Source organism: Natronomonas salinimetallica (genome assembly GCF_013839515.1).
GTDB lineage: Archaea > Halobacteriota > Halobacteria > Halobacteriales > Haloarculaceae > Natronomonas.
Genome location: NZ_JACDNQ010000005.1, coordinates 1 through 22,246, shown reverse-complemented (window position 1 = coordinate 22,246; position 22,246 = coordinate 1). Strand labels below are relative to the sequence as shown.

Sequence of the window (22,246 nt, the reverse complement as noted above, 5' to 3'; positions counted from 1 at the left end):
CCTCAGCGGTAGGATTTCTGGTAGCGGGCCCGTGCGCCGGGGCCGCCCCACTTTTTGGGTTCGGACTGCCGAACGTCGTTGACGAGCAACGAGCGATCGAAGGACATGAACGCGTCCCGGAGTTCGGCGTCGTTGGTGTGTTCGACGAGGCCGCGGGCGATCGCGGTTCGGATAGCGTCGGCCTGACCGGCGAAACCGCCGCCGGAGACGGTGACGTCGATGTCGACGCTACCACGCAGGTCGTCTTCGGCGATACGGAACGGTTCGAGCATCTTCAGCCGCGCCTGCTCGGGTTCGGTGAGTTCGACCGGCTCGGAGTTGATCCGAACCCGGCCGATCCCCTCGGATACCGTCGCGCGGGCGACAGCCGTCTTCTTTTTTCCTGATGTGTTCGTTACCATGTGACGTTAGCACCCAAGTTCTCGCTGATCGATCCGAGCGAGACGAATTTGATGTTCGAGAGCCGATCGAGGGACGTCCCCTCGAGCACGTCCGACTCGACACTATCGTCGTCTTCGTAGGGGTTGCCGAGATAGATCCGAACGTTCTCGAAGGCTTCGCGCCCCCGCGTGGTCTTGTACGGCAGCATGCCGCGGACCGATCGCTTGAACAGTCGGTCCGGACGGGTCGGGTAATGCGGTCCCCGATTGGATCCGACCTCGTTGCGTTTTCGGTACACGGACATGATGTCCTCTTCGCCGCCGGTGATGACGGCGTCTTCGGCGTTGACGACCGCGACCCGCTCGCCGTCGAGGGCGAGCTCGGCGATCTGCGATGCGACACGGCCGAGAATACAGTTTCGGGCGTCGACGACGACGTCCGCGTCGAATTCTGCGTAGTTCATCGGATCACCCGTACGTCGGAGCCGTCGGGGTTGTTTTCTATTGCCTGTTCGAGTTCGATCGCTTCGCCGACCTGGTCGATCTTCGTCTGGGCCGTCGACGAGAAGTCGACGGCTGCGACTGTGACCCCCTTTCGGAGGGCACCGGACCCGAGCACCTTGCCGGGCACGATAACGGTCTCGTCTTCCTGTGCGTACCGCTCGATGCGGCCCAGATTGACTTCCGCGTGCGTGCACCGGGGCTTTTCGAGGCGCTCGGCCACATCGCTCCAGACCTCGCCACCGCCGTTGCGGGCGGTCGACTTCAGGTCGGCGATGAGACTTGACAGCCTCGGGTTCGTCTTGCTACTCATCGTTATTACTCCTGAGAAGTGGATGCAGGGAGCAGGATTTGAACCTGCGGACCTCTACAGGACAGCGCCCTGAACGCTGCGCCGTTGGCCTGACTTGGCTATCCCTGCTCGCAGTGGTGTGTTCCGTATCCCCACTAAAGCCCCTTTCGGTCCGTGTGGGCACCGAACGCGCGGCTAGGCCGCCGTTCGGGACCGGACTGACCGTCGTGGTGGGGGCGTGGGGAGACATGGGTTAGAGTTGGACCGCGTCTTCGAGTTCGTCCGCCCGCGTTCGAAGCGACTCGACCGCGCTCAATACGAGATCGTCGACGGACATCGAGCCGTCCGTCTCGACGTCGAAGACGAACGCGTTCGGGACGTCCTCGACCGAGACGTTCCGGTCGGGGTATCGGTTGCCGAGATCGTTGTCGAACGACGCCGTCTCGACGAGTTCGCCGCCGTCGCCGGCCGCCCGGGACGTCTCCGACGCCCCCGCGTCCTCGATGACGCCGCGGATGATCTCCGGGTCGTCCTCGGCGAACTCGCCTCGCTCGTCACCGAGTTCGACCCGCTGGAGGTGTCTGTATCCGACGGCGACCCCGCCTTGGTGTTTGGCGTGGTCTTTCCCGTAGCCGAGTTCCGCGTCGGCTTCGAGTTCGAGCCGCTGGCCCTCCTTGAGATCGATGATCGGGACGTGCTCCTCGGCCGGCTGTACCTTCGCGTCGCTGGAGACCAGATCGCCCGAGTACGCCGTCGCCGGGCCTTCGACGTCGATCGCCAGTGTGACCGTCTCCTCGGGCCGGTAGTCGTCCGGCGTCGTCAGCGGTATCAGACCGAGCCGGAGCGCGATCTGCTCGTCGAACATCACTGACGAGTTCTCGATGACGCGGACGGTATCGACCGAAAGCGTCGGAACGTCCGCGATCATCGCCCGTCGGATCCCGTTCGCGAACGCGGGCGTGATCCCCCGGACGAGGAACTTCGCGCTTCGTTCGTCCTGCTCGATGAACGTTACGTCGTACTGGTCGGACATGTTAGAATCCGGCGTTCTTCGGGGCGCGAGTACCGTCGTGCGGGGTGGGTGTTACGTCCTCGATGCGGCCGATTTCGAGCCCGGCGCGGGCGAGCGCACGGATCGTCGCCTGCGCGCCCGGACCGGGGTTGTTCTGTTGGTTGCCGCCGGGACCGCGAACGCGGACGTGGACGCCGTCGATGCCGGCCTCCTGGACGTCCTCGGCGACGACCTCGGCCATCTGCATGGCCGCGTAGGGCGAGGCCTCGTCGCGGTTCTGTTTCACGACCGTTCCGCCGGACGATTTGACAACCGTCTCGGCACCGGTCAGGTCCGTTACCGTAATGATCGTGTTGTTGAAGGAGGCATACACGTGCGCGATGCCCCAGGTGTTGTCGTCTGCCATCGTTATTGTCCCTCCGCGCGTTCGGGATGGAGGTCGTCCGCGAGCGGGCTCGTCTCGTCGAATTCGAGGAAGTCCTCCTCGGAGACGTCGACCTTGTAGGAGGGGGCACCGATCCGGGCCCCGTCGACGGTCACGTGTCCGTGGACGATGAACTGCCGGGCCTGTTTCGGCGTGTTGCCGAGCCCCTTTCGGTAGGCGACCGTCTGGAGGCGACGCTCGAGGATGTCCGTCTCGTCGAGCGAGAGGACGTCGTCGAGGCTGTCGCCCTCGTCGAGGACGCCGATCCGTTTGAGCCTCGCGAGGAACTCGCTGCCGGCCTCGGCGGCCACCTCGGTGTCCCCCTGGGCATCGCCGATGAGGCGTCGGGCCTCGCGGCGGTAATCGCGCAGTTCGGATTGGGCCCGCCACAGTTCCTCCTTGTTCGAGAGACCGTATCGTGAGACCGTATCACCCTCGGCGGCGATTCGCTCGCCCTGGAAGGGATGATTCGGCGTCTCGTAGAATTTCGTGTTGTTTCCGAGTGCCATTATTCGCCCTCAGCCGCCTCCTCGGCTTGTTCTTCTTTGATCGCTTCGATGTTGACGCCGATCGTTCCCTCGGTTCGGCCGGTGGATTTCGTCCGCTGGCCGCGGACCTTCTGTCCGCGCTTGTGACGGACGCCCCGGTAGGTATCGACCATCTTCATCCGGTTGATATCCTGTCTGCGGCTCATCTGGAGGTCGTTGCCGACCTCGTGGGTCGTCTCACCGGTAAAGAAGTCCCGCTGGTGGTTGGTGAGCCAATCGGGGACTTCGTCGGCGTACCCCTCGACGAGTTCGACGACGTCGTCGATCCGCTCTTGGTCGAGCGCGCCGAGAACGTCCCGGCGGTCGACGTCGGCTTTGTCGGCGATAATGCGAGCGACGCGACGACCGACGCCGTTCATGTCGGTCAACGCCCGCTCGACGCTTTTCGTTCCGTCGAGGTCGGTCTGTCCGATGCGGACGAAGTACTGGATGTCTTCGCCATCCTCGTCCGCGTCTGGTTCTTCCGTGCTCATGTGTGGTTGGGTTAGCGTCGTGGCGGGGATTTGAACCCCGGAGGCTTGCGCCACAGAGTTAGCAACCCTGCGCCTTGGGCCATGCTTGGCTACCACGACTCGCGTGCGTGTATCGTCGCCCTTCCGGACTCGGGGTCGCTACCCCTGCATCTATTGCAACCGTCGATACCCGACCCCGGTACTTAAACTGCACGGAAGCTCGACCGCCGTGTCAGCCGCTCCCGTAGGGTGTCGCTGACTCGCGTCGGGTGTCGCTGACTCGCGTCGGGATCGCGTCGGGGCCGGCGAGGCGCGCGGGCGGGGGCGACGACGGGGAAGGGTCGTCTCCGCGCCTACCGGTCGGCCAGGAATCGACGGACACTTTTCAGGGGGCTGAACCCGAGCGTCGAGTGGTACGTTACCTCGAAGCCGCGACGCGCTCCGAGCCCCGTCAGCGCCCCCCGGAGCCGGGGGATCTCGACTGGAGCGTGGATCCGATAGGCGTAGGGCGGACCGGAAGCGACGTCGACGGCGAGCTTCGGCCGGCCGAAAGAACGGCCGCCATACAGGTGTACCCTCTCGACGTCGTCGTACTCGATCCGGTGGGTTCGGTTCGCCAACTCCAGGAGGCCGGCGACGCCCTCGGCACGAAACCGCTCGACCGCCGCGTCCGCTACGGACTGGCTCCCGCTGCGGGCGATACCGAAAAGCGGCGTCAGGTACCGGTACTCCGGGACGAGCAGGGTTTCGTCGGTAAACAACAGATCCGCAACGCGCAACGGAAACGCACCGCCCATGACCCGATGTACGTGGACGTGGACGGTCACTGGCCGGAGGTCGTTCACGACGATGTCTCACCCCGTCCGGTCATCGATCGGTTGAGAAACAGGAGGCCGCCACCGGTGAACAACAGCCCCGGCAGTGACCCACCCAGTGCGAGCCAGATGCCGACGACAACGCCGGCGATACCGGCGATCAACATCACGGGCCGGGCCGGACGTTCGTCCGCCTCGACCCAAAGCTCTCCGGCGTACGTGAGCACCATCACCCCGAGCAGGAGGCTCGAGAAGAATCTGCGGGACGTCGACGGTGCCGCGAGAGACCGCATGCCGAGGATCAGTGTGAGGCCCCCACAGTATATCCCCCAGCGCAGCCTGACGAGTGTCGCAAACGAGAGGATCGCGCTCATCTCATCGGAGGTACCAGGCCGACTCCTCGGCCCCTTCGACGGTGTCGTTCTTGCGACGTTTCTCGTGGACGGAGACGGCGATGACCAGTAGTTCGACGACGGCGAACGCGCCGAAGAGGAGATAGCCGCCGGTGCCGCTGTCCAACACGTTCGCGGCCGTCGCGAACGGTTCGAATCCGGCGATCCCCGACAGCCAGCGGCCGATGAGAAGGACGCTAAAGTAGCCGAAGAAGGCCGACGCCCACCACAAGGTCATCACACGGAACCAGCCCGGCTGGGTGTGTTCCGGCAATCGGGCCGTGTTGAGGACCAACAGGAGCGCCGTGTACGGCCACATCATCACGCCGGACATCGCCGCCGCGATCACGAGGAGGCCGAACGGCTGATCGATCTCGATCGGATACGAAAGGATCGCTATTCCCCAGAGGATGAACACCGTCAACAGGATCCAGAAGATGCGGGGGAGACTCCACCCGGCGTCACGGCCATGCAGTTCGTAGACGATGTCCGCGCTGTTGCGGACGAACGATTCGACGATGGCGTACTCGGTGGTCAACAGCGCGAAAAACAGCGTCGCGAAGATGAGAACTCCCCCGAGCGGACCGACCTGCGGGACGATGACGCTGGCCCACATGACGACCCCGTCGTCCGCCGTTCCGTACGCGTACTGGGCGGCGATTGCCATCATCAACGTCGCGACCACGAGGAGGCCGACCACGAAGGTCAAGAAGTGTTCGAGCTGTGCGAGTCGCCACCAGCCACGCCAGCGCAACAGGTTCTTTTTCGTCGGGCGGAAGGTAAAGCCGTCCCGGTGGAGCGGCTCCGGTTCGTCACCGATGACCGGGTTCTTGATACGCCCCTGATACCGCCCCATTCCGTAGCCCTTCTCTCGGACCCAGAGGCTCTGTGCGAGGTTTAGATACCCCCCAGCGCCAGCGTACGCGAGCCCGCCGAGGAACACGGCGATGTCACTCCCCGGCGGGATGGTCCCGATACTGACGATACCGGCGGGGACGTTCGTCAGTTCCTGGGCGGAGCCCACTGCCACGAACAGGGCGACGGCCAACAGACCACCGACCGAGACGAGGATTATCTGGATTCGCTCGACGACGTTGTACATCACCGGGCCCAGGTGATACGTCGCCCAGACCAACACCATCAACAGGATCCCGAACAGCCGCCAGGTGACCAGTTCCACGAACGGGAGGGTGATGGTCAGTTCCTCCGCCTCGAATCCGATAGCGGCGACCTTTGCGGCGCTGGCGGCCCACCCCGGCCAGCCGAGGCTGACGAACCCCAACAGGAGAAAGAAAGCCGGCCAGAATCGATGGATCCGTTCGAAGGCGCGAAACACGGACTCGCCCGTCGCGAGCGTCCAGCGCTGTATCTCCGTGTTGATAAAAAACTGCGTGAGAACCCCGAAAAAGAACGCCCAATAGAGCGCCCACCCGTGCTGGGCGACCAGGACCGGCCAAAACAGCGTCTCCCCGCTCCCGAGCGATGCGCCGAGCATGATGGCGCTCGGTCCGACGATCTGGGAGAGCTTCGGCGCTCTGGGCAGGTCGAGCAGTCGGTAGCCCCCCTCCTCACCGCCGCGGTCGGGGTAGTACTCCGAGTCCGGCGCGATATCGAGGTTGTCGTAGGCCGTCGGCATGAAGGAGCTGCCACGGTATTCGAGACTTTCCTCCGCCGACGCGTACACGTCCTCGTCCGGGACCGCCGGCTCTTCTTCAGGCGTTCGGACGTCTGGCCCTCCGTTAGCCACGGACTCGTTCACCCCGAGGCGGTGTAGGCGGCGTGATCACGTGCTGGTAGATCCATCCGTCCGAAGCAAAAGCGTTTATCCTCCCAGGAAATGCCACACGTGTTCGCGCTCTGCGGGTGGGTCGACACCGGGGAGCTTGGCCAAGGCCGGCTGGATCGCGTTCCACCACCCCTCCGCAGTCTCGTATTCGGCCGGATGCTCCGGAAACACGTCCTGAAGGAAGTCCGACTTCTTTGCCTCGGGGTACTCCTTTAAGTACTCGTACGACGCGACGAGGGCGTCCTTTCTCGCTTCCAGCGTTTTGCCCGTCCCGGGGAGGTCGATTTCCCCGACGGCCGTCTCTGGTATCGCGTCGGCGTCGCCCGGCGAACCGCCGGCAGCGGTATCGTCCGTGATCGGGATCCACCAGACCCGACTCCGGGAACCGACTTTGCGGGTTTTGAGGACGTCCTCCTCGACCAGTTCGTTGAGCTTGTTGTGAGCCGTGCGGCGCGAGCAGTCCAGCGATTCCATGACGTCGGTCGCCGTCAGCGGGCGTGCCAGGTCGTCGCGCTCGTCGAATACCGCAAGTACGGATTCGAGTGGAACCCGCCCCGGACGTGGGTCGTCTGTACCCTGCTCGCGCCGCTGCGCCATATATAACGTACACCGGGGGCCGACATAAGCATTGCCGTCCGTCCAGTCCCGGAGTGAAAAAGGGAGCTATCGGGGAGTTCACACGAGTGAACCCCTCTCGAAGGGAGGTTCATTCGAATGAGATAGCGGTTCAGTCGTGTGTTGGATACCCGCTGACGTGATGGATGTTCACGCGGGGACAGAATCGCCACGAAACGTGATTCAGAACTCCTCGCTTCGAGCCGACAAAGCCGGGTTTTCGCTGGTTTCGCGGATTCTCCCGTTCTACATATATCGCCGTTGCAAAATGTTTGTGAAGGTTAACCATAGATATAAGTAATTCCAGAAACACCGTTGTTCCATGCCAGAGCGAAGTGGCAGTCGAAAACAGGCACGGATCGGACGTCGAACGTACATAGCCGGCGCGGGCGCTGCGGCATTGACGGGCCTGAGTGGTTGTCTCGGCAATGGTGAGGGTGACGACACTGAGGGCTCCGGCGGCGACGACACGAGCGGAGGAACCACGACCGGTGAGGCCGGTGGCGGAAGCTCCTACAAGATCGGCGTCATCACCGCACGGAGCGGTTCCTACTCGTTCCTCGGGGAGGGCGAGCTTCAGGGCGCAAAGCTCGCACAGAAGGACCTCGCGGACGAACACGGCGTCGACGTCGAGATCGTCACGGCCGACACGGAGACCGACCCCAACACGGGTCTCGAACGGATGAAGCGCCTCGTCAACGAGGAGGAGGTCGACGCGGTTCTGGGCGGCGTCTCTTCCTCGGTCGCGATCAAGATGGGGAACTGGGCCTCCGACAACGGTGTCGCATACATGGCAGCCGGGTCTCACTCCGACCAGACGACCGGCGGCAAGTGCGCGGCCAACATGTTCCGACCGACGTGTTCGAACTCGATGCTGGCGAACGCGCTCGGTAGCCAGATGGCTGATTACGCCGACTCCTGGTACGTCATGTACGCCGACTACACCTGGGGCCAGACCGGACGGGACGCGATCAAGAAGTCCGTCAAGGCCCAGGGCGGGGAGATCACCGGCGAGATCGGAACGCCGTTCCCGTCACAGGACTACACGCAGTATCTCAACGAAGCCGCGAACTCCGGCGCAGAGGGCCTGGCAGTAGTGATCGCCGGGACCGACCAGCGTATCGTTACGGAGCAGTTCAACGACGCGGGCATCGATATGAAGATGGCCGGCCCGCTGTTCGAAGAGAGCGTTTTCTGGGGCGTCGGCAAGGAAGCGACCTCCAACGTCGGCGTCTGGGCGGCCCCGTGGGCCGCGTCGTCCCCCTCCACTGAAAAGGGTGAGGCGTTCAAACAGCGAATCGCCGACGAGTTCGATGCCTCGCCATTCTCGCGACACTACATGGGCTACACGTCCATGGAACAGCTCGTACTCGCGGCGGAACGCGCCGGCTCCACCGAGGGCGCGGAGATCTCCGCCGCGCTCGAAGGTCACGAGCTCGAGGCCCCGATCAAGGACGGCGACGTCTACTGGCGTGAGGGCGACCACCAGCTCATCCAGCCGGTCGACACCGTCGAAGCCCTCCCGCAAGATGAGATGCAGGACGACCCGTACAAGTCGTGGTTCAAACACACGAGCACGTCGGCCGGTGACGACGTCGCGCGATCGGTCGCCGACACGGGCTGCAGCCTGTAATCCCCGGCATTCGTCCACTACGGAATGTGTTTATATACAACCATTAAGACATGAACGAAGGTATTACGTTTCAAGAACGGATCGCGGCCACCCTGAGCGAGCAGTCCTCGCTCTCGTTGGCTGTCTGGGGCGCCGCCGTCGTACTCGGCGTCATTTCGCTCGGCTACGCCGCGGTCGACCGACCGGGTCTCGTCATCGACAACCTGATCGGCGGGTTCGTCTACGGAATGATCCTGGTATTGATCGCACTGGGGCTGGCGCTCATCCTCGGTCTCATGAATGTGGTCAACTTCGCTCACGGCGCGCTGTTCATGGCCGGGGCGTACATCGCTTACCACGTCGTCGCAGTGCTCGGGCTCTCCTTTTGGGTCGCCCTCGTCGTCGCCCCGCTCGCCGTGGGGGTCGTCGGTATACTGATGGAGGTCCTCGTCCTCCGGCGGGTATACGGCCAAGAACCCATCGTCGGATTGCTCGCGACGTTCGGCATGACGCTGATGTTTCAGGAGGCCGTCCGGGCCATCTGGGGCTCCACGCCGCTTCGGTTCGACACTCCGGCTCTCCTCGACGGGCCGCTGAGCCTCGGCGTGACGAGCGTGGGAAAGTTCAGGCTGTTCGCCGTCGCCGTCTCGGTGATCGCGGTGGTCGCGACGTACCTCATCGTCACCCGAACGACGTTCGGACTGTCGGTTCGGTCCGGCGTCCAGGACCCGGAGATGTCCGAGTTCCTCGGCATCAACATTCCGCTTCGGTTCACGGCGATGTTCTTCCTCGGAGCGACCATCGCGGGACTCGGGGGCGTCCTCCGTGGGGCGGAGGTCGGGATGCAACCGGACCTCGGCGCGTCGTTCATCATCCTGACGTTCATCGTCGTCGTCGTCGGTGGGGTCGGGAGCCTGTTCGGAAGCGTCGTCGCCGGACTACTCATCGGTGAAGCCGTGTTTCTCTTCCCGCTTATGATCCGAGCGATGGCCGACCTGACCGGACTCGAGTTTCTCGCGATACGGGGTATCGGCGGGCTCGTTCCGTACCTCGTTATGATTGTCATCCTGATGGTCAGACCGCGTGGCTTCTTCGGAACGGAGGGCTTTCTCGAATGAGCGAACAAACCGACTCCACGAAAGCTTCGGCGGTATCGTCCCCCACCGGTTGGGAGACGCTCTCGGAGTATAAGATCCCGATCGCGCTGGTACTGTTCGTCATCGTACTGCGCCCGTTCATGGCGCACGAGTGGGTCTCGGGCTACGGGCAGATCGCGACGACCATGCTGATCTTCATGCTGTTCGTCGCGGGATTCAACCTGTTGCTTGGTTTTACTGGCGTGCTCTCGTTCGGGCACGCGATGTTTTTCGGCATCGGAATGTATGCCGTCGCGATCGGCATCTCGAAGTTCCAGGCCGGGTTCGTCTTCTCGGCGATCATCGGGATCATCCTCGCGGGGCTTTTGGCCTACGGCATCGGCCGACTCATAATCGACAAGGGTGAGATATATTTCGCGATGTTGACAATCGCCTTCGGACAGGCGCTACACTTCATCGTGAACTACAACCCCTACGGGCTGACAGAAGGATCCGACGGTATCTCACAGAACGCCGTCCCGGTATGGATCGAGAGCTACCGGGGGGCGAAGACCGTCTCGTTCATGCCGGAGATGCTCAACGACTGGTACTTCTTCGTCGCGGCGGTCTTCTTGGCCGGGATGGTCATCCTCTGGCAGATAATTCGGTCGCCGTTCGGTCGAACGCTCATCGCGATCCGCGAGAACGAGGCCCTCGCGCGGGCGATGGGCGTCAACACCTCGCGATACAAGAACGTCTCGTTCACCATGAGCGCGATGTTCGCTGCTCTCGCGGGCGTGCTTCTCGAAATCAACGACTCGGGGGCCGTCCTCGAAACGTTCCACTGGACCACCAGTGGGGACGCGGTGCTCATGTCCGTCCTCGGCGGAATGAACTACTTCGCCGGCGCGATCGCCGGCGCGTTCGTCTGGTTGTTCGCAGAGGATTACCTGACGGGCATCGAAGTCCTGCAGTTGCCGCTGTCGGGGACGGAGGTCCCCGTCGGGGACGTGCTCGTCTTCTGGAAGTTCTTCCTCGGACTGCTGTTCGTGCTCATCATCATCCGATCGCCCCGCGAAGGTGTCTGGGGCTTCGCCCGACGGTTCTGGGCGATACTTGCGGCCCGCATCAAGGAGGTACGACGATGAGCTCCGAGCACGCCGCCGATGCGTCCACCACATCGAAGCCGGTGTTGGAAACGCACGACCTGACGAAGCGGTTCGGCGAACTCGTCGCCAACGACGACGTGAATCTCAGAGTCAACGACGGCGAACTGCGCGCCATTATCGGCCCGAACGGGGCCGGGAAAACGACGCTTTTCAACATGATCACCGGTGCCCTCGACGCGACGGAGGGACGGGTAACCCTCGACGGCAAAGACCTTACGGCACTCCCGGAGGAGGCGCGACCGCACGAGGGAATCGCCCGCTCGTTCCAGTCGAACCAGATGTTCGAGGACGAAACGGTCCTCGAAAACGTCCGGGTGGTCGTCCAGACCGCGCAGGCCGGGTCGTTCTCGCTCGACCTTTGGGGCAACGGACGCGACCTCGGAGTCACGACAGCGGACGAGTTCATCGAGCTGGTCGGTCTCGGTCCGATCAGAGACACGGTAGCGAAGAACCTCTCGCACGGGGACCAGCGTCGTCTCGGAATGGCGATGGCGCTGGCGACCGATCCCGAGGTGCTGTTGCTCGACGAACCGACGAGCGGGATGAGCCCCGCCGAGACGGCCGAAACCGCCGACCTAATCGAAGAGATCAAACAGGAGTACGACTTGACCGTCGTCCTGATCGAACACGACATGGACGTCGTCCTTTCGATCAGTGACCGGATCACGGTTCTCAACCGAGGATCGATCCTCGCGACCGGTTCCCCCGAGGAGATCCAGAACGACCAGGACGTTCAGGACGCCTACCTCGGTGGCGTCAAAGAGGAAATATGAGCTCCGATACTACGCGAACGACCGACACTGACGTTCCGGCTGATGAGAGTGACCCGCTGTTGAAAGTCCGCGGGCTGGAATCCGGATACGAGACCGGCAAGGTGCTGTTCGGCCTCGACCTCGACGTCTATCCCGGTGAACGCGTGTCGCTGCTCGGACGGAACGGGGCCGGCAAGTCGACGACGATGCGGTCGATCGTCGGGGCAGACGTCCCGAACGTCCTAGGCGGATCGATCACGTTCCGCGGTGAGGAACTGGTGGGTAAGCCCCCCTACGAGATCTCCAATATGGGAATCAGCTTCGTCCCCGAAGACCGGCGTTGCTTCCCGCAGCTTTCCGTAGAGGAGAACATCCGAGTCGCGATCAACCACGCTCCCGATCCGCGGGACCTCGAGGAGGTACTGGAACAGTTCCCGGAACTCGAAAAGATGCGGCCGAAGAACGCCAGCGCCATGAGCGGTGGCGAGCAACAGATGCTCGCGATCGCCCGAGGGTTGGCTGCGAATCCGGACCTGATGTTGTTGGACGAGCCCTCAGAGGGGCTTGCGCCCTTCATCGTCGAGCGCGTCGAGGAGATCATCGAGACGATCAACGAGGAGGACGGGATCACCGTCCTCTTCGTCGAACAGAACGCCGCGATGGCGATGGAGGTGGCCGACAGACACTACGTGATGGATGAAGGTCACATCGTCGGCGAGGTGACGACCGAGGAACTCCGCCAGGACGACGAACTGCGCCAGACCTACCTCGGCGTGTGAGCAAGGGCAAGACAATACTATGTACCCATCGACCGCACTGCCGTCGTGCGGTCGAATGTGTCTCGTCTTCCGATCTCTACTATAGACAGTGCGGATCGAATAAATAAACAATAAAAACGCATACACATATAGATAGTGACAGGTAGTCACCGCGTCGCGTTCTTCCACTCCCGGAACCCGACGACGTTTCCGTCGAGCGTCTCCGGATCCGCCTCGGTCGCCGCCCACCGGAACATCGGTGCGACGTCGTCGGGATCGCGCCCCTTCGCGTAGCCGGTCAGTTCGGTCTCGACCTGTCCCGGATCGACGATCGCGATCGGCCACGTCATCTCCGCGGCGAACTGGCGGACGAGAGCCTCCGTGGCCGCCTTCGAGACCGCGTAGACGCCGTAGCCGGCCATCGCCTCGCGGGCGATCCGACCGGAGGGGACGAGCACCCGAGCGTCGGGCGTCAGATGCGGGATCGCCTCGCGGACGGTGGCGAACGCCCCGCGAACGTTGGTCCGGAGCGTGTCGTCGAACGCCGAGTACGACGCCTCCTCTATCGGCGTCCCGCCCGGCGAGCCGTGATAGACCCCGGCGTTCGCGACGACGCAGTCGATGCCCCCGGCCTCGCCCGCCCGTGCGGCGGATTCCATGAGCCGTTCGACGTCGAACTCATCGCGGACGTCCGCCCGTATCGCGGTCACCGCCTCCCCGGCGGGATCGACGGCGGCGGCGACCCGGTCGAGTTCATCGCCGTCCCTGCCGCAGACGACGACGTGGGTGCCGTGTTCGACGAACGCCGCCGCGACCGCTCGGCCGATCCCGCGCGAACCGCCCGTGATGACTGCCGTCTCCATACGGCCGCTTCGTCCGGTGTCGGCAAGGTCGTTTCCCCCATCGGATCATCGGGCCGCCCGTTTCCAGTGGTATTCTCCACCACACGCGATTTAATGTGTGCGCCCGCCGTACCGTCCCGTATGTCTCAACCACCCGCAGTCGCGGTCGTCGGCTCCGGCTTCGGCGGGCTCTCCTCGGCGTGTTATCTCGCCGACGCCGGCTTCGACGTCACGGTCCTCGAAAAGAACGACTGCCTCGGGGGACGCGCCTCGGTGCTGAAAGCCGACGGATTCAAATTCGACATGGGTCCCTCGTGGTATCTGATGCCCGACGTCTTCGAGCGCTTCTTCGGCCACTTCGGCCACGAGCCGAGCGATTTCTACGAACTCGAGCGGCTCGACCCGCACTACCGGATCTTCTTCAAGGACGGCGACACCGTCGACGTCACCTCCGATCGCGAAGAGATGTACGACCTGTTTGAGTCCTACGAACCCGGGGCTGGCGACGCTTTGGACGGGTATCTCGATACCTCCGAGGAGCACTACGGGGTCGCGATGGAGCAGTTCATCTACACGGACCGCCCCCGCGTCCGCGATTGGATCGATCTCGACGTGATGCGTGCGGCGCCGATCGGCCTCCAGTTGCTCGGGACGATGGACGACTACGTCGCGGACTACTTCGATCACCCGAAGCTCCGCCAGATCATGCAGTATACCCTCGTCTTCCTCGGCGGCGCACCGAACAACACGCCCGCGATCTACAACATGATGGGCCACGTCGATTTCAACCTCGGCGTCTACTATCCCGAAAACGGGCTCCAGTCGGTCGTCGATGCCTGCGTCGAGTTGGGCGAGGACATGGGCGTCAACTACGTCACCGATGCCGAGGTGACGGAGATCCTCAACCGTCGGGGGGGATTCACCGTCGAATCCGACGCCGGCGCGTTCGAAGCGGACTACGTCGTCAGCAACGCCGACTACGCCCACACGGAGCGAGAGCTCCTCCCCGACCACGAACGGCAGTACGACGACGACTACTGGGAGTCGCGAACCTACTCCCCGTCGGCATTCCTCCTGTATCTCGGCGTCGAGGGCGACGTCGAGCCACTGGAACACCACACGCTCGTGTTGCCGACCGACTGGGACGAACACTTCGAGCAGATCTTCGACGATCCGACGTGGCCCGAGGATCCCGCCTACTACCTCTGTGTTCCCTCGAAGACCGACGACAGCGTCGCCCCCGAGGGACACTCGAACCTCTTTGCGCTCGTTCCCATTGCCCCCGGACTCGAGGACACCGAGGAGGTCCGGACGTGGTATCGCGATCTCGTCCTCGACGACGTCGCCGAACACACCGGCGTCGAGTTGCGTGACCGGATCGTCTTCGAGGAGCAGTTCTCCGTCTCGGAGTTCGCGGACCGCTACAACAGCATGCAGGGAACCGCGCTCGGGCTCGCTCACACCCTCCGACAGACCGCGCTGTTTCGGCCGTCGCGCCGCTCGGACGCCAGCCCCGGCCTCTACTACACCGGCTCCTATACCACCCCCGGGATCGGCGTCCCGATGTGTCTGATAAGCGGCGAGCATACCGCTAACGCACTCATCGACGACACCGCATGAGCCAACCCGCCCTCGATCGCCTCTTGCCGAGCGAGACGACGACCGCGGGCTATCTGCTTCGGCTCTCCAGACCCCGGTTTTGGCTCTATCTGGCCGGCCCGGTCGTGGTCGGCGTCGCGTACGCCGCTCGGACCCCCGAGGAACTGTTCGCGCCCGTCGCGGTTGCGCTGTTCGCGTACTTCGTTCTCCCCGCGAACGTGTTTCTCTACGGCATTAACGACGTCTTCGATGCCGACGTCGACGTCGAGAACCCGAAAAAGGAGGGTCGAGAGACCCGGTATCGGGGCGGCTGGTTCGTCCCCGGACTCGTCGTGCTCACGGGGCTGCTCGGGGTGGCGTTCGTCCCGTTCGTCCCCCCGGCCGGCGGTGTCGCTATGGGCGCGTTTCTCCTCCTCTCCGTAGAGTACAGCGCTCCCCCCTTCCGATTCAAGACGACGCCATTTCTCGATTCAGTCTCGAACGGGCTCTATATTCTTCCCGGCGTCGTCGCGTATGCGGCGGTCGCCGACGCGGCACCGCCGGCCGCCGCGGTCGTCGGCGGGTGGCTGTGGACGATGGGAATGCACACGTTCTCGGCGATCCCCGACATCGGTCCGGATCGGGCAGCGGGTATCGAGACGACGGCGACCGCTCTCGGCGAATCCCGGACGTACATCTACTGTGGGCTGTGTTGGCTCGCCGCGGCCGGGGTATTCGGCGTCGTCCACCCGGGGTTTGCCGCGGTTCTCGGCGTCTACCCCGTTTTCGTCGCGCTCGTCGCCGTCTCGCCCGTGGCCGTCGATCGGGCCTACTGGTGGTTTCCCGTACTCAACACGGCTTCCGGGGCGGTTCTGACGCTCGCCGCGCTGTGGGTGATGCTGTATGGCTAGCGTCGAAGTGCCGGCCCGTGCCCGCCTCGAACGCCGACTGGACGACGTCGTGGAGGAGAACCGTTTTACGATCGCTGTGGTGTTTCCGGCGGTCGGCGCGATCACGCTGTTGGCCTCCGCCGAGGCGCTGTTGCCCGGACCGTTGAACTTCAATCCCTACTTTCTGCTCTTCGGCGTCGCGGTGATGCGGCTGCCGCTCGTCGCCGGCGTCGCGCCGCTTCTCACGCGGCGGGCCGCGACAGGTCTTTTGGTTCTCTGTGGCTACACCTACGCCGTCGAGTTCGTCGGGGTCCTTACCGGCTACCCGTACGGCCACTTCGAGTACGGCGTCGACCTCGGCCCGATGATCAACGGACAGATCCCGGCCGCCCTGCCGCTTTTTTTCCTCCCGTTGGTTCTGAACGCGTACCTGTTGTGTCTGTTGCTGTTGGGCCGGCGGGCCCGGCGTCGCGCCGTCCGCCTCCCGGTCGTCATCCTCGCGGTCATCGGGATGGACCTCGCGCTCGATCCGGCGGCCGTCTCGATCGGCTTTTGGGCCTACGATGGCGGCGGGCTCTATTATGGGGTGCCGTGGATGAACTACGCCGGATGGGTGCTGTCGGCGACGGTCGCGGTCGCCCTGCTCGATCGCTCGTTCGACCGGGACGGGGTCCTCTCGCGGCTCGAACGCTGTCGGTTCATGCTCGACGACCTCGTCAGTTTCGTCGTGCTGTGGGGCGTCGTCAACGCGTACTTCGGCAACTGGATCCCGGCGTTGCTCGCGGCGGGATTCGGGTACGGCCTCTGGCGGACGGACCGGTTCGACTTTCCCGAGCGGTGAGCGCCCGGCCCGCGATCAGCCGACCGGGACCGAATCGTCGGGCCGGGTCTTCGGCGTCGGGTCGTCTTCGACCATCGGGATGTCGCTGACCCTCGCGAAGACCGCCTCCGGGTCTTTGTTCCACGCCCAGTACCACCGCGTCTTCGCGACGAGCGCGAGTTTACGGACCGTGCCGAGCGACGGCGTTTGCGTGACCGTATCGTAGCCGCACTCGCGGATGAGCCGGTGGTGGTCGGCATAGAGCACCGCCGCGGTGAGCACCGGCAACTGACAGTCCATCGGGAGGTACTTGATACCGGAGACGCCCTCCCGGTAGAGCCGTTCGGCGCGTTTCATCTCGCGTTCGATCGCGGCGGCGAGTTCGTCGGTGAACCGTCGCCGTTCGATGTCGGCCGGGTCGGCGTCGCAGGCGTCGAGAGTCGATTCCGGGACGTAGATGCGGTCGCGGTCGGCGATATCCTCACCGACGTCGCGGAGGAAGTTGCTCAACTGGAAGGCCTCACCGAGCCGACACGCCTTCGGGAGCGCCGAGTCGTCCTCATCGGTTTTCATGATGATCGTCATCATGACGCCGACGGCCGCCGCGGATCCGCGCATGTACGATTCGAGTTCCTCGTAGGTCCCGTACCGCGACGTCTCGACGTCGGTCCGCATCGCATCGATGAACCGCTCGACTTCCCGGTCGGGAATCCCGTGTTCCCGTCTGACCTCCGAAAACGCCGCCAGTACGGGATCGTCAGTCGGCTCGCGGCCGAGCGCCGCATCACGGATCTCCAGTAGCCGAGCGTGTTGCTCTTTCGGGCTCAACTCGCCGGGATCGTCGACCACTTCGTCCGCGACCCGAAAGAACGCGTACAGGACGTACGTCGGGTGCCGGACGCGCTCCGGGAGCAACCGCGTCGCGTAATAGAAGGTCTTCCCGGTCTCTCGGTGTATTGATTTGCTTTCGGCAAGCTGAGTCGAGTCGACCATTAACCAGCCGGATATAGGGCCGCAGAAGCCTTAGGTGTTTGTGCGTCGGCACAACGATACTGGTATCGATACCCATCGTACAGTCTCGATGCCCGTTGCCGGCCGGGGCGGCCGTAGATTTATATAACGATGACGACCAACTGTTGATATGGCCGCCTACCGCCGGCCGGTACTGCGGAACCTGTTCGACGAATCGCCCACGCCACACATCGCACACCCACCGCATACCCACTGTCGGGACTTTTATGTCGCGACCGACGGATCCTATCGCGCCGACAGCGACGGCGGGTTGGGCGTCGTCATCGAGACCCGCGACGGCGAGCGCGTCGCGCGCCTGTCCCTTCCCGACGCCGTTCCGAACAACAACGTCGCGGAGTACCGGGCACTCCACCTCGGATTGGACGTCCTTGCCGCCCGCGCGCCGCGGACGGCCCGCGTGGGCATCCTCGTCGACCACGACGACCTCGCGGCGAACGTCAACCGGGCTATCCTCGCCGGCCGCGGCCCCGACGCGAGGCCACCGCACCCCGTCAGTATCCCCGGCCGGACGGCACACCACTGGCGGGGAATCCGGGCCCGTATCGCCGGGTTCGACGAACTCCGGGCGGCGCGGATCGACAGCGGCGAAAACCCCGCCCACGCGCTCGCAAACGCGCCCGACCAGTACGAACACGTCAACCGGGAGGCGGATCGCTGCGTGCTCCCCCGTTCGGACGGACGAGTTCGATCGCCCGCCGAGGGGAGCTATCCGCCGCCCTCGCGGGCCGACCGGAACCGACCGGACGGCGTCGGCGGCGGCGAACCGGCGTCGGACTGACCACTCATGCGTCCGTCCCTTCGATCGCCTCGAGTCCGTCCTCGACGATCCGAAACCGCGCGGTCTCGCCGGCGGCTTTCGAGCGGTGTTTCTCGAGCGTGGCACGTCGGTTCCCCCCGCGGAACCGTTCGAGGCGGACGACGACGCCGGACCAGTGCGTCAGCGTGTGGCCGCCGAGCGGCCGGGGACGCCCCGAGTCGCTCTCCGGATCGGCGTACACCTGGTTCGTGATGAGAACCGCGATGTCGTGTCGTCGGGCCAAGGCGAGCAGATGCGTGATCTGTTCGGCGACTGCCCGCAGCGTCTCCCCGCCGTCGTCGCTGTCGCGTTCGAGCCGATAGAACCCCGTTGCGCTGTCGAGGACGATCAGATCGACCCGTTCGGCGAGGTCGCCGGCGTCCCGAACCGCCTCCCGCTGTTCCTCGAAGTCGACCGCATCGGAGATGATCACCCGACTCGTGATCGCCTCGACGTCGCCGTCGTCGGCCGAAGCGCGCGCGAGCGCCTCGAACCGGTCCAGCGAGATTCCCTCGGTGTCGATGTACAGCGCGGTCGCTCCCGAGGCGGCGGTCCGGATCGCGGACGACAGCGCGATGTTCGTCTTCCCCGACGCCGGCGCGCCGTACAACTGCGTGACGACCCCGCGTTCGAGGCCGCCGCCGAGCAGCGCGTTGACCGAGGCACACCCCGTCGGAATCGGCTCGTTCACACCGCGACGTTCGGCGCGTTCGTTTAAAAACTCACGCACCCACTCCGCAGTCGGGTACGGTCGCCCGTCCTCACCGACGGCCGGTACGCTGCCGGCGAGGTGCGACGGCTCCGTCGATCACCGTCGGGGCGGATCGGACCTCGTCGCCGGTTTCGCCCCGATACGGCCTCGAACCGGAGTCAAAGCGGCGCGTCCGGCCCGCCGATAGGGGCGGGGCGGTTTCAATACCCTTTTGCCGTCGGGTCCAGTTTCACCGGGTATGGCAGACTTTCAGGTCATCGTCGGCGACGACGACGGGGCCACCTACTCGTTCGAGGTGGACGGACAGGACGCGAACCGATTCATCGGCCGCTCGATCGGCGAGGCGGTCGACGGCGACGCCGTCGGCCTCTCGGGCTACGAGGTCGAGATCACCGGCGGCTCCGACCGCGCGGGGCGGCCCATGCACGGCGACGTCTCCGGCTCCGAGACGACCGCCATCCTCTCGACCGGCGGCGTCGGCTTCGAGCCGACCGTCGACGGGGAGAGAAGCCGGATCACCGTCCGCGGCGCGGAGGTCTCCGAGGAGACCCGACAGATCAACGCGAAGATCGTCACCCGCGGGGATGACTCCGTCGAGGAGCTGCTCGGCGACGAGGCCGACGGCGAGGACGAGTAAGCCGCTCGCTTCTATGATCGGTACGCGTTCCCACAGCGCCGCCTCCGAGCTCCGACCCCGGCCGACCGCCCGATCCGGATCCATCGGGGGGTCTCGATGAGTGCGACCGACCCCCCGGCCGAGAGCCGCTACGAGGCGTTTCTCGCTGGCGAACGCCCCGAAGACGTTCTGATCTATCTCCACGAGGAAGGCGTCGGATCGATCGGGGCGTTGGCCGATATCGGGGTCCGCGTCGACGACGGCGTCGTGTTAGTGTTGTCCGGCGAGCAGGGACGGGCGGCGTTCGAGCGCGCAACCGGCCTCGACGCGATGGATTTCGCCGGGGCGGCGATGGACACCGACGGCGCGATCGACGACGACTGTACCGGCGGTACCTGCCCCGATTCGGACGGTTCGGACGAACACGACGCCACCTTCGTCTTCGCGTTCGTCGAAGAGCAAAACGAGGCCGTCGGTGGACTTTACGCGGAGGGCGACGTGCGGCACGGCTATGCGGCCTGTTCCTGCGGGACGACGTACTCGGAGCGGTCGGTGCTCGACGGCGAGTGAGACGGTCGGACGTGTTCACCGAAGGATGAGACGGTCGGACGTGTTCACCGAACCGTCTCCGCGAGCGCGTCGGCGATCCGACCGCCGACGGCGCGTTTGTCCCCCTCGTGGACGGCCACCCTGTCCTCGAAGACGAACAGCACGCGCGTCGTCTCCGAGCCCATGACGCCGGCGTCGTTGGCGACGACGAAGGCGAGGTCGGCGCGTTCGAGTGTCTCGCGCGCCTGTTCGATCATGTGGTCGTCACCGCCCTCCGTCTCCACTTTGAAGCCGACGATCGGCAACTCGGGGTGGGCCTCGCGGACCGAATCGATGAGTTTCGGTGCCGGTTCGAGTTCGAGCGTCATCTCCTGGCCCGATCGGATCTTTTCGGGGGCGGTCTCGACGGTGTAATCACTGATGGCGGCCGCCGAGACGAGCGCGTCGGCGTCGTCCGCCACGGACCGGACGGCATCGAGCATCTCCGCCGCGCTCTCGACGGTGAGGGCATCGGCGTACGGCACCTCGGGGCCGTCGTGGACGAGCGTCACGTCCGCACCCCGGACGTAGCAGGCCTTTGCGACGGCGCGTCCGGTTCGCCCCGAGGCGCGGTTCGTCACCACCCGGACGGGATCGATCGACTCGCTCGTCCGGCCGCTCGTAACGACGACGTGGGCTCCGGCGAGAGGGCGCTCACCCGCCGCTCGCGCGACGTCGAGGACGATTGCCTCTTCGCTCGCGATCTTGGCTTTGCCCTCCTCGAGGCGCGGGTCGACGAACTCGACGCCCCACGATTCGAGCCGTCCGATGGCTTCGAGGACGCCGGGGTGATCGTACATCGGCTCGTGCATCGCCGGCGCGAGGACGGTCGGCACGTCGGCACCGAGCGCCGTCGTCGCCGTCGTCGTTACCGGCGTGTCGTCGACTGCGCTGGCGATCTTCCCGATCGTGTTCGCGGTCGAGGGCGCGAGCAACAGTACGTCGGCCCAGCCGTCGTAGCCGCACAACTCGACGTGTTCGACCGATCCGGTGATTTCGGTGACGACCGGGTTCTCGGTCGCGAACTCCAGAGACCACGGGTGGACGATCCCCCGCGCCGCGTCGGTCATCACGGCCCGGACTTCCGCGCCGTGGCGTCTGAGTTCGTGGGCCAACTCGACCGTCTTGACCGCCGCGATGGACCCCGACACACCCAGGGCGACGTTTGTGCCCGCAAGCATCGGCGGTGGTTCGTCGCGCCCGGTTAAAAACTAACCTGACTCGCGGCTGCGATCGCCCCCGTCGATGGCGGGAGGATCCTTCCGATCTCCGGTCTGGTTCAGCATCTTTCGAGGCGAAGCCTCCGGCCGCAAGTCGTGAGGGATCAGTGATCCCTCTGACCGTCCGAACGGACCTGCGGTCCGTGAGGAGAGAGCGAGGGCTTCCGACCGGTCGGAAGCCCGAAGTGAGTAGGCCGGAGAGGAAGCCGACATGGTGGGTAACAGGCAACGAGCCTTTTGCTATCTGACTCGCTACCCGATACACTTTTTTCGGGGGGCCGTCGTATCAAAGGCCGGTGATACCGCCGCACACGTCGGCGGTATCACGGGCCGCAGTAGCCCAGCCCCCGAATGGTGAGGACGCCGACCCTGAAGGTCGTTCGGTACGGGCGAGAAAAAACCTACCTCCCCGGCGATAACTGACGGCGAGTCCCACATCAAAGCCACTGAAAGGCGAAGCCTTTCAAGGCCTTGGCAGAGCGTAATGGTCAAGATAATTTTTGCAAATAGGGACCCAGGAATTTGTCGATCCAAGATTTAGCAAATCCAAGTCTCTTCGTGAACTTCT

Annotated in this window: 26 protein-coding genes and 2 tRNA genes; 11 read left to right on the top strand and 17 right to left on the bottom strand. The window is 64.6% G+C overall.

Annotated features, from left to right (window positions below; genetic code table 11):
* Positions 1-2: 2 nt before the first annotated feature.
* The 13 genes from HZR14_RS05100 to HZR14_RS05040 all read right to left on the bottom strand — a co-directional run bounded on the left by HZR14_RS05100 (position 3) and on the right by HZR14_RS05040 (position 7,199).
* Entirely contained in the window at positions 3-401 is a 399-nt protein-coding gene (locus HZR14_RS05100) for a 30S ribosomal protein S9 (protein ID WP_181691791.1), read from the bottom strand.
* Complete coding sequence (locus HZR14_RS05095; RefSeq protein ID WP_181691790.1) at positions 395-844, bottom strand: 50S ribosomal protein L13; 450 nt, start codon at positions 842-844, stop codon at positions 395-397. Before HZR14_RS05095 ends, HZR14_RS05100 begins: the two co-directional genes overlap by 7 nt.
* The gene (locus HZR14_RS05090) at positions 841-1,194 is read right to left on the bottom strand and encodes a 50S ribosomal protein L18e (RefSeq protein ID WP_181691789.1); all 354 of its coding nucleotides are present in this window, start codon (positions 1,192-1,194) and stop codon (positions 841-843) included. Before HZR14_RS05090 ends, HZR14_RS05095 begins: the two co-directional genes overlap by 4 nt.
* 23 nt (positions 1,195-1,217) lie before the next feature.
* Positions 1,218-1,302, bottom strand: a tRNA-Leu gene (locus tag HZR14_RS05085).
* Between the two features lie 124 nt (positions 1,303-1,426).
* Positions 1,427-2,206 (bottom strand): DNA-directed RNA polymerase subunit D, encoded by a 780-nt coding sequence (locus tag HZR14_RS05080; protein ID WP_181691788.1) that lies wholly within the window; start codon positions 2,204-2,206, stop codon positions 1,427-1,429.
* Position 2,207: 1 nt separating this feature from the next.
* Positions 2,208-2,591, bottom strand: a complete 384-nt coding sequence (locus HZR14_RS05075; RefSeq protein ID WP_181691787.1) for a 30S ribosomal protein S11 — start codon at positions 2,589-2,591, stop codon at positions 2,208-2,210.
* 2 nt (positions 2,592-2,593) lie between these two features.
* Positions 2,594-3,118 (bottom strand): 30S ribosomal protein S4, encoded by a 525-nt coding sequence (locus HZR14_RS05070; RefSeq protein WP_181691786.1) that lies wholly within the window; start codon positions 3,116-3,118, stop codon positions 2,594-2,596.
* On the bottom strand, positions 3,118-3,630 hold the full coding sequence (locus HZR14_RS05065; RefSeq protein ID WP_181691785.1) for a 30S ribosomal protein S13: 513 nt from the start codon (positions 3,628-3,630) through the stop codon (positions 3,118-3,120). The genes HZR14_RS05070 and HZR14_RS05065 overlap by 1 nt, the downstream gene beginning before the upstream one ends.
* Positions 3,631-3,645: 15 nt before the next feature.
* Positions 3,646-3,729: transfer RNA gene (locus tag HZR14_RS05060), tRNA-Ser, on the bottom strand.
* Between the two features lie 233 nt (positions 3,730-3,962).
* Positions 3,963-4,454: a hypothetical protein gene (locus HZR14_RS05055; RefSeq protein ID WP_370464954.1), complete on the bottom strand. Its 492-nt coding sequence runs from the start codon at positions 4,452-4,454 to the stop codon at positions 3,963-3,965.
* On the bottom strand, positions 4,451-4,798 hold the full coding sequence (locus HZR14_RS05050) for a hypothetical protein (RefSeq protein WP_181691784.1): 348 nt from the start codon (positions 4,796-4,798) through the stop codon (positions 4,451-4,453). The genes HZR14_RS05055 and HZR14_RS05050 overlap by 4 nt, the downstream gene beginning before the upstream one ends.
* 1 nt (position 4,799) lies before the next feature.
* Positions 4,800-6,563: an Nramp family divalent metal transporter gene (locus HZR14_RS05045; RefSeq protein WP_370464953.1), complete on the bottom strand. Its 1,764-nt coding sequence runs from the start codon at positions 6,561-6,563 to the stop codon at positions 4,800-4,802.
* 75 nt (positions 6,564-6,638) lie between these two features.
* Positions 6,639-7,199: a helix-turn-helix transcriptional regulator gene (locus HZR14_RS05040; protein WP_181691783.1), complete on the bottom strand. Its 561-nt coding sequence runs from the start codon at positions 7,197-7,199 to the stop codon at positions 6,639-6,641.
* Positions 7,200-7,539: 340 nt separating this feature from the next.
* Between HZR14_RS05040 and HZR14_RS05035 the strand changes: the two genes are divergently transcribed.
* The 5 genes from HZR14_RS05035 to HZR14_RS05015 are packed head-to-tail and all read left to right on the top strand — an operon-like array spanning position 7,540 to position 12,605.
* Positions 7,540-8,850: an ABC transporter substrate-binding protein gene (locus HZR14_RS05035; protein WP_181691782.1), complete on the top strand. Its 1,311-nt coding sequence runs from the start codon at positions 7,540-7,542 to the stop codon at positions 8,848-8,850.
* A 50-nt stretch (positions 8,851-8,900) separates the two neighbouring features.
* Positions 8,901-9,947: a branched-chain amino acid ABC transporter permease gene (locus HZR14_RS05030; protein ID WP_181691781.1), complete on the top strand. Its 1,047-nt coding sequence runs from the start codon at positions 8,901-8,903 to the stop codon at positions 9,945-9,947.
* Complete coding sequence (locus tag HZR14_RS05025) at positions 9,944-11,053, top strand: branched-chain amino acid ABC transporter permease (RefSeq protein WP_181691780.1); 1,110 nt, start codon at positions 9,944-9,946, stop codon at positions 11,051-11,053. The genes HZR14_RS05030 and HZR14_RS05025 overlap by 4 nt, the downstream gene beginning before the upstream one ends.
* Positions 11,050-11,847, top strand: coding sequence for an ABC transporter ATP-binding protein (locus tag HZR14_RS05020; protein WP_181691779.1), 798 nt, complete (start codon positions 11,050-11,052; stop codon positions 11,845-11,847). The genes HZR14_RS05025 and HZR14_RS05020 overlap by 4 nt, the downstream gene beginning before the upstream one ends.
* Entirely contained in the window at positions 11,844-12,605 is a 762-nt protein-coding gene (locus HZR14_RS05015) for an ABC transporter ATP-binding protein (protein ID WP_181691778.1), read from the top strand. Before HZR14_RS05020 ends, HZR14_RS05015 begins: the two co-directional genes overlap by 4 nt.
* Before the next feature lie 146 nt (positions 12,606-12,751).
* Here the strand turns inward: HZR14_RS05015 and HZR14_RS05010 are convergent, their stop codons facing one another.
* A complete protein-coding gene (locus HZR14_RS05010; RefSeq protein WP_181691777.1) occupies positions 12,752-13,447 on the bottom strand; it encodes an SDR family NAD(P)-dependent oxidoreductase in 696 nt (231 codons plus the stop codon).
* A gap of 120 nt (positions 13,448-13,567) precedes the next feature.
* Between HZR14_RS05010 and HZR14_RS05005 the strand changes: the two genes are divergently transcribed.
* From HZR14_RS05005 to cruF, 3 genes are read left to right on the top strand one after another with little or no spacing between them, the layout of a single operon-like run.
* Complete coding sequence (locus HZR14_RS05005) at positions 13,568-15,046, top strand: phytoene desaturase family protein (protein ID WP_181691776.1); 1,479 nt, start codon at positions 13,568-13,570, stop codon at positions 15,044-15,046.
* Entirely contained in the window at positions 15,043-15,915 is an 873-nt protein-coding gene (locus HZR14_RS05000; protein ID WP_181691775.1) for a prenyltransferase, read from the top strand. Before HZR14_RS05005 ends, HZR14_RS05000 begins: the two co-directional genes overlap by 4 nt.
* The gene (cruF, locus tag HZR14_RS04995; protein WP_181691774.1) at positions 15,908-16,735 is read left to right on the top strand and encodes a bisanhydrobacterioruberin hydratase; all 828 of its coding nucleotides are present in this window, start codon (positions 15,908-15,910) and stop codon (positions 16,733-16,735) included. The genes HZR14_RS05000 and cruF overlap by 8 nt, the downstream gene beginning before the upstream one ends.
* A 15-nt stretch (positions 16,736-16,750) precedes the next feature.
* Here the strand turns inward: cruF and HZR14_RS04990 are convergent, their stop codons facing one another.
* A complete protein-coding gene (locus HZR14_RS04990) occupies positions 16,751-17,707 on the bottom strand; it encodes a phytoene/squalene synthase family protein (RefSeq protein ID WP_181691773.1) in 957 nt (318 codons plus the stop codon).
* Between the two features lie 148 nt (positions 17,708-17,855).
* On the opposite strand from HZR14_RS04990, the gene HZR14_RS04985 reads away from it, so the two are divergent.
* A complete protein-coding gene (locus tag HZR14_RS04985) occupies positions 17,856-18,524 on the top strand; it encodes a ribonuclease H family protein (protein WP_181691772.1) in 669 nt (222 codons plus the stop codon).
* Between the two features lie 4 nt (positions 18,525-18,528).
* Here HZR14_RS04985 and radB read toward each other — a convergent pair whose 3' ends face one another.
* Complete coding sequence (gene radB, locus HZR14_RS04980) at positions 18,529-19,233, bottom strand: DNA repair and recombination protein RadB (RefSeq protein WP_181691771.1); 705 nt, start codon at positions 19,231-19,233, stop codon at positions 18,529-18,531.
* Between the two features lie 259 nt (positions 19,234-19,492).
* Between radB and HZR14_RS04975 the strand changes: the two genes are divergently transcribed.
* Positions 19,493-19,891, top strand: a complete 399-nt coding sequence (locus tag HZR14_RS04975; RefSeq protein ID WP_181691770.1) for a 30S ribosomal protein S6e — start codon at positions 19,493-19,495, stop codon at positions 19,889-19,891.
* A gap of 96 nt (positions 19,892-19,987) precedes the next feature.
* Positions 19,988-20,440 (top strand): DUF5807 family protein, encoded by a 453-nt coding sequence (locus HZR14_RS04970; protein WP_181691769.1) that lies wholly within the window; start codon positions 19,988-19,990, stop codon positions 20,438-20,440.
* Between the two features lie 44 nt (positions 20,441-20,484).
* Here the strand turns inward: HZR14_RS04970 and coaBC are convergent, their stop codons facing one another.
* Positions 20,485-21,639 carry a bifunctional phosphopantothenoylcysteine decarboxylase/phosphopantothenate--cysteine ligase CoaBC gene (gene coaBC, locus HZR14_RS04965; protein WP_181691768.1) on the bottom strand — a complete coding sequence of 385 codons (1,155 nt, stop codon included), beginning with the start codon at positions 21,637-21,639 and terminating at the stop codon, positions 20,485-20,487.
* Between the last annotated feature and the right edge of the window lie 607 nt (positions 21,640-22,246).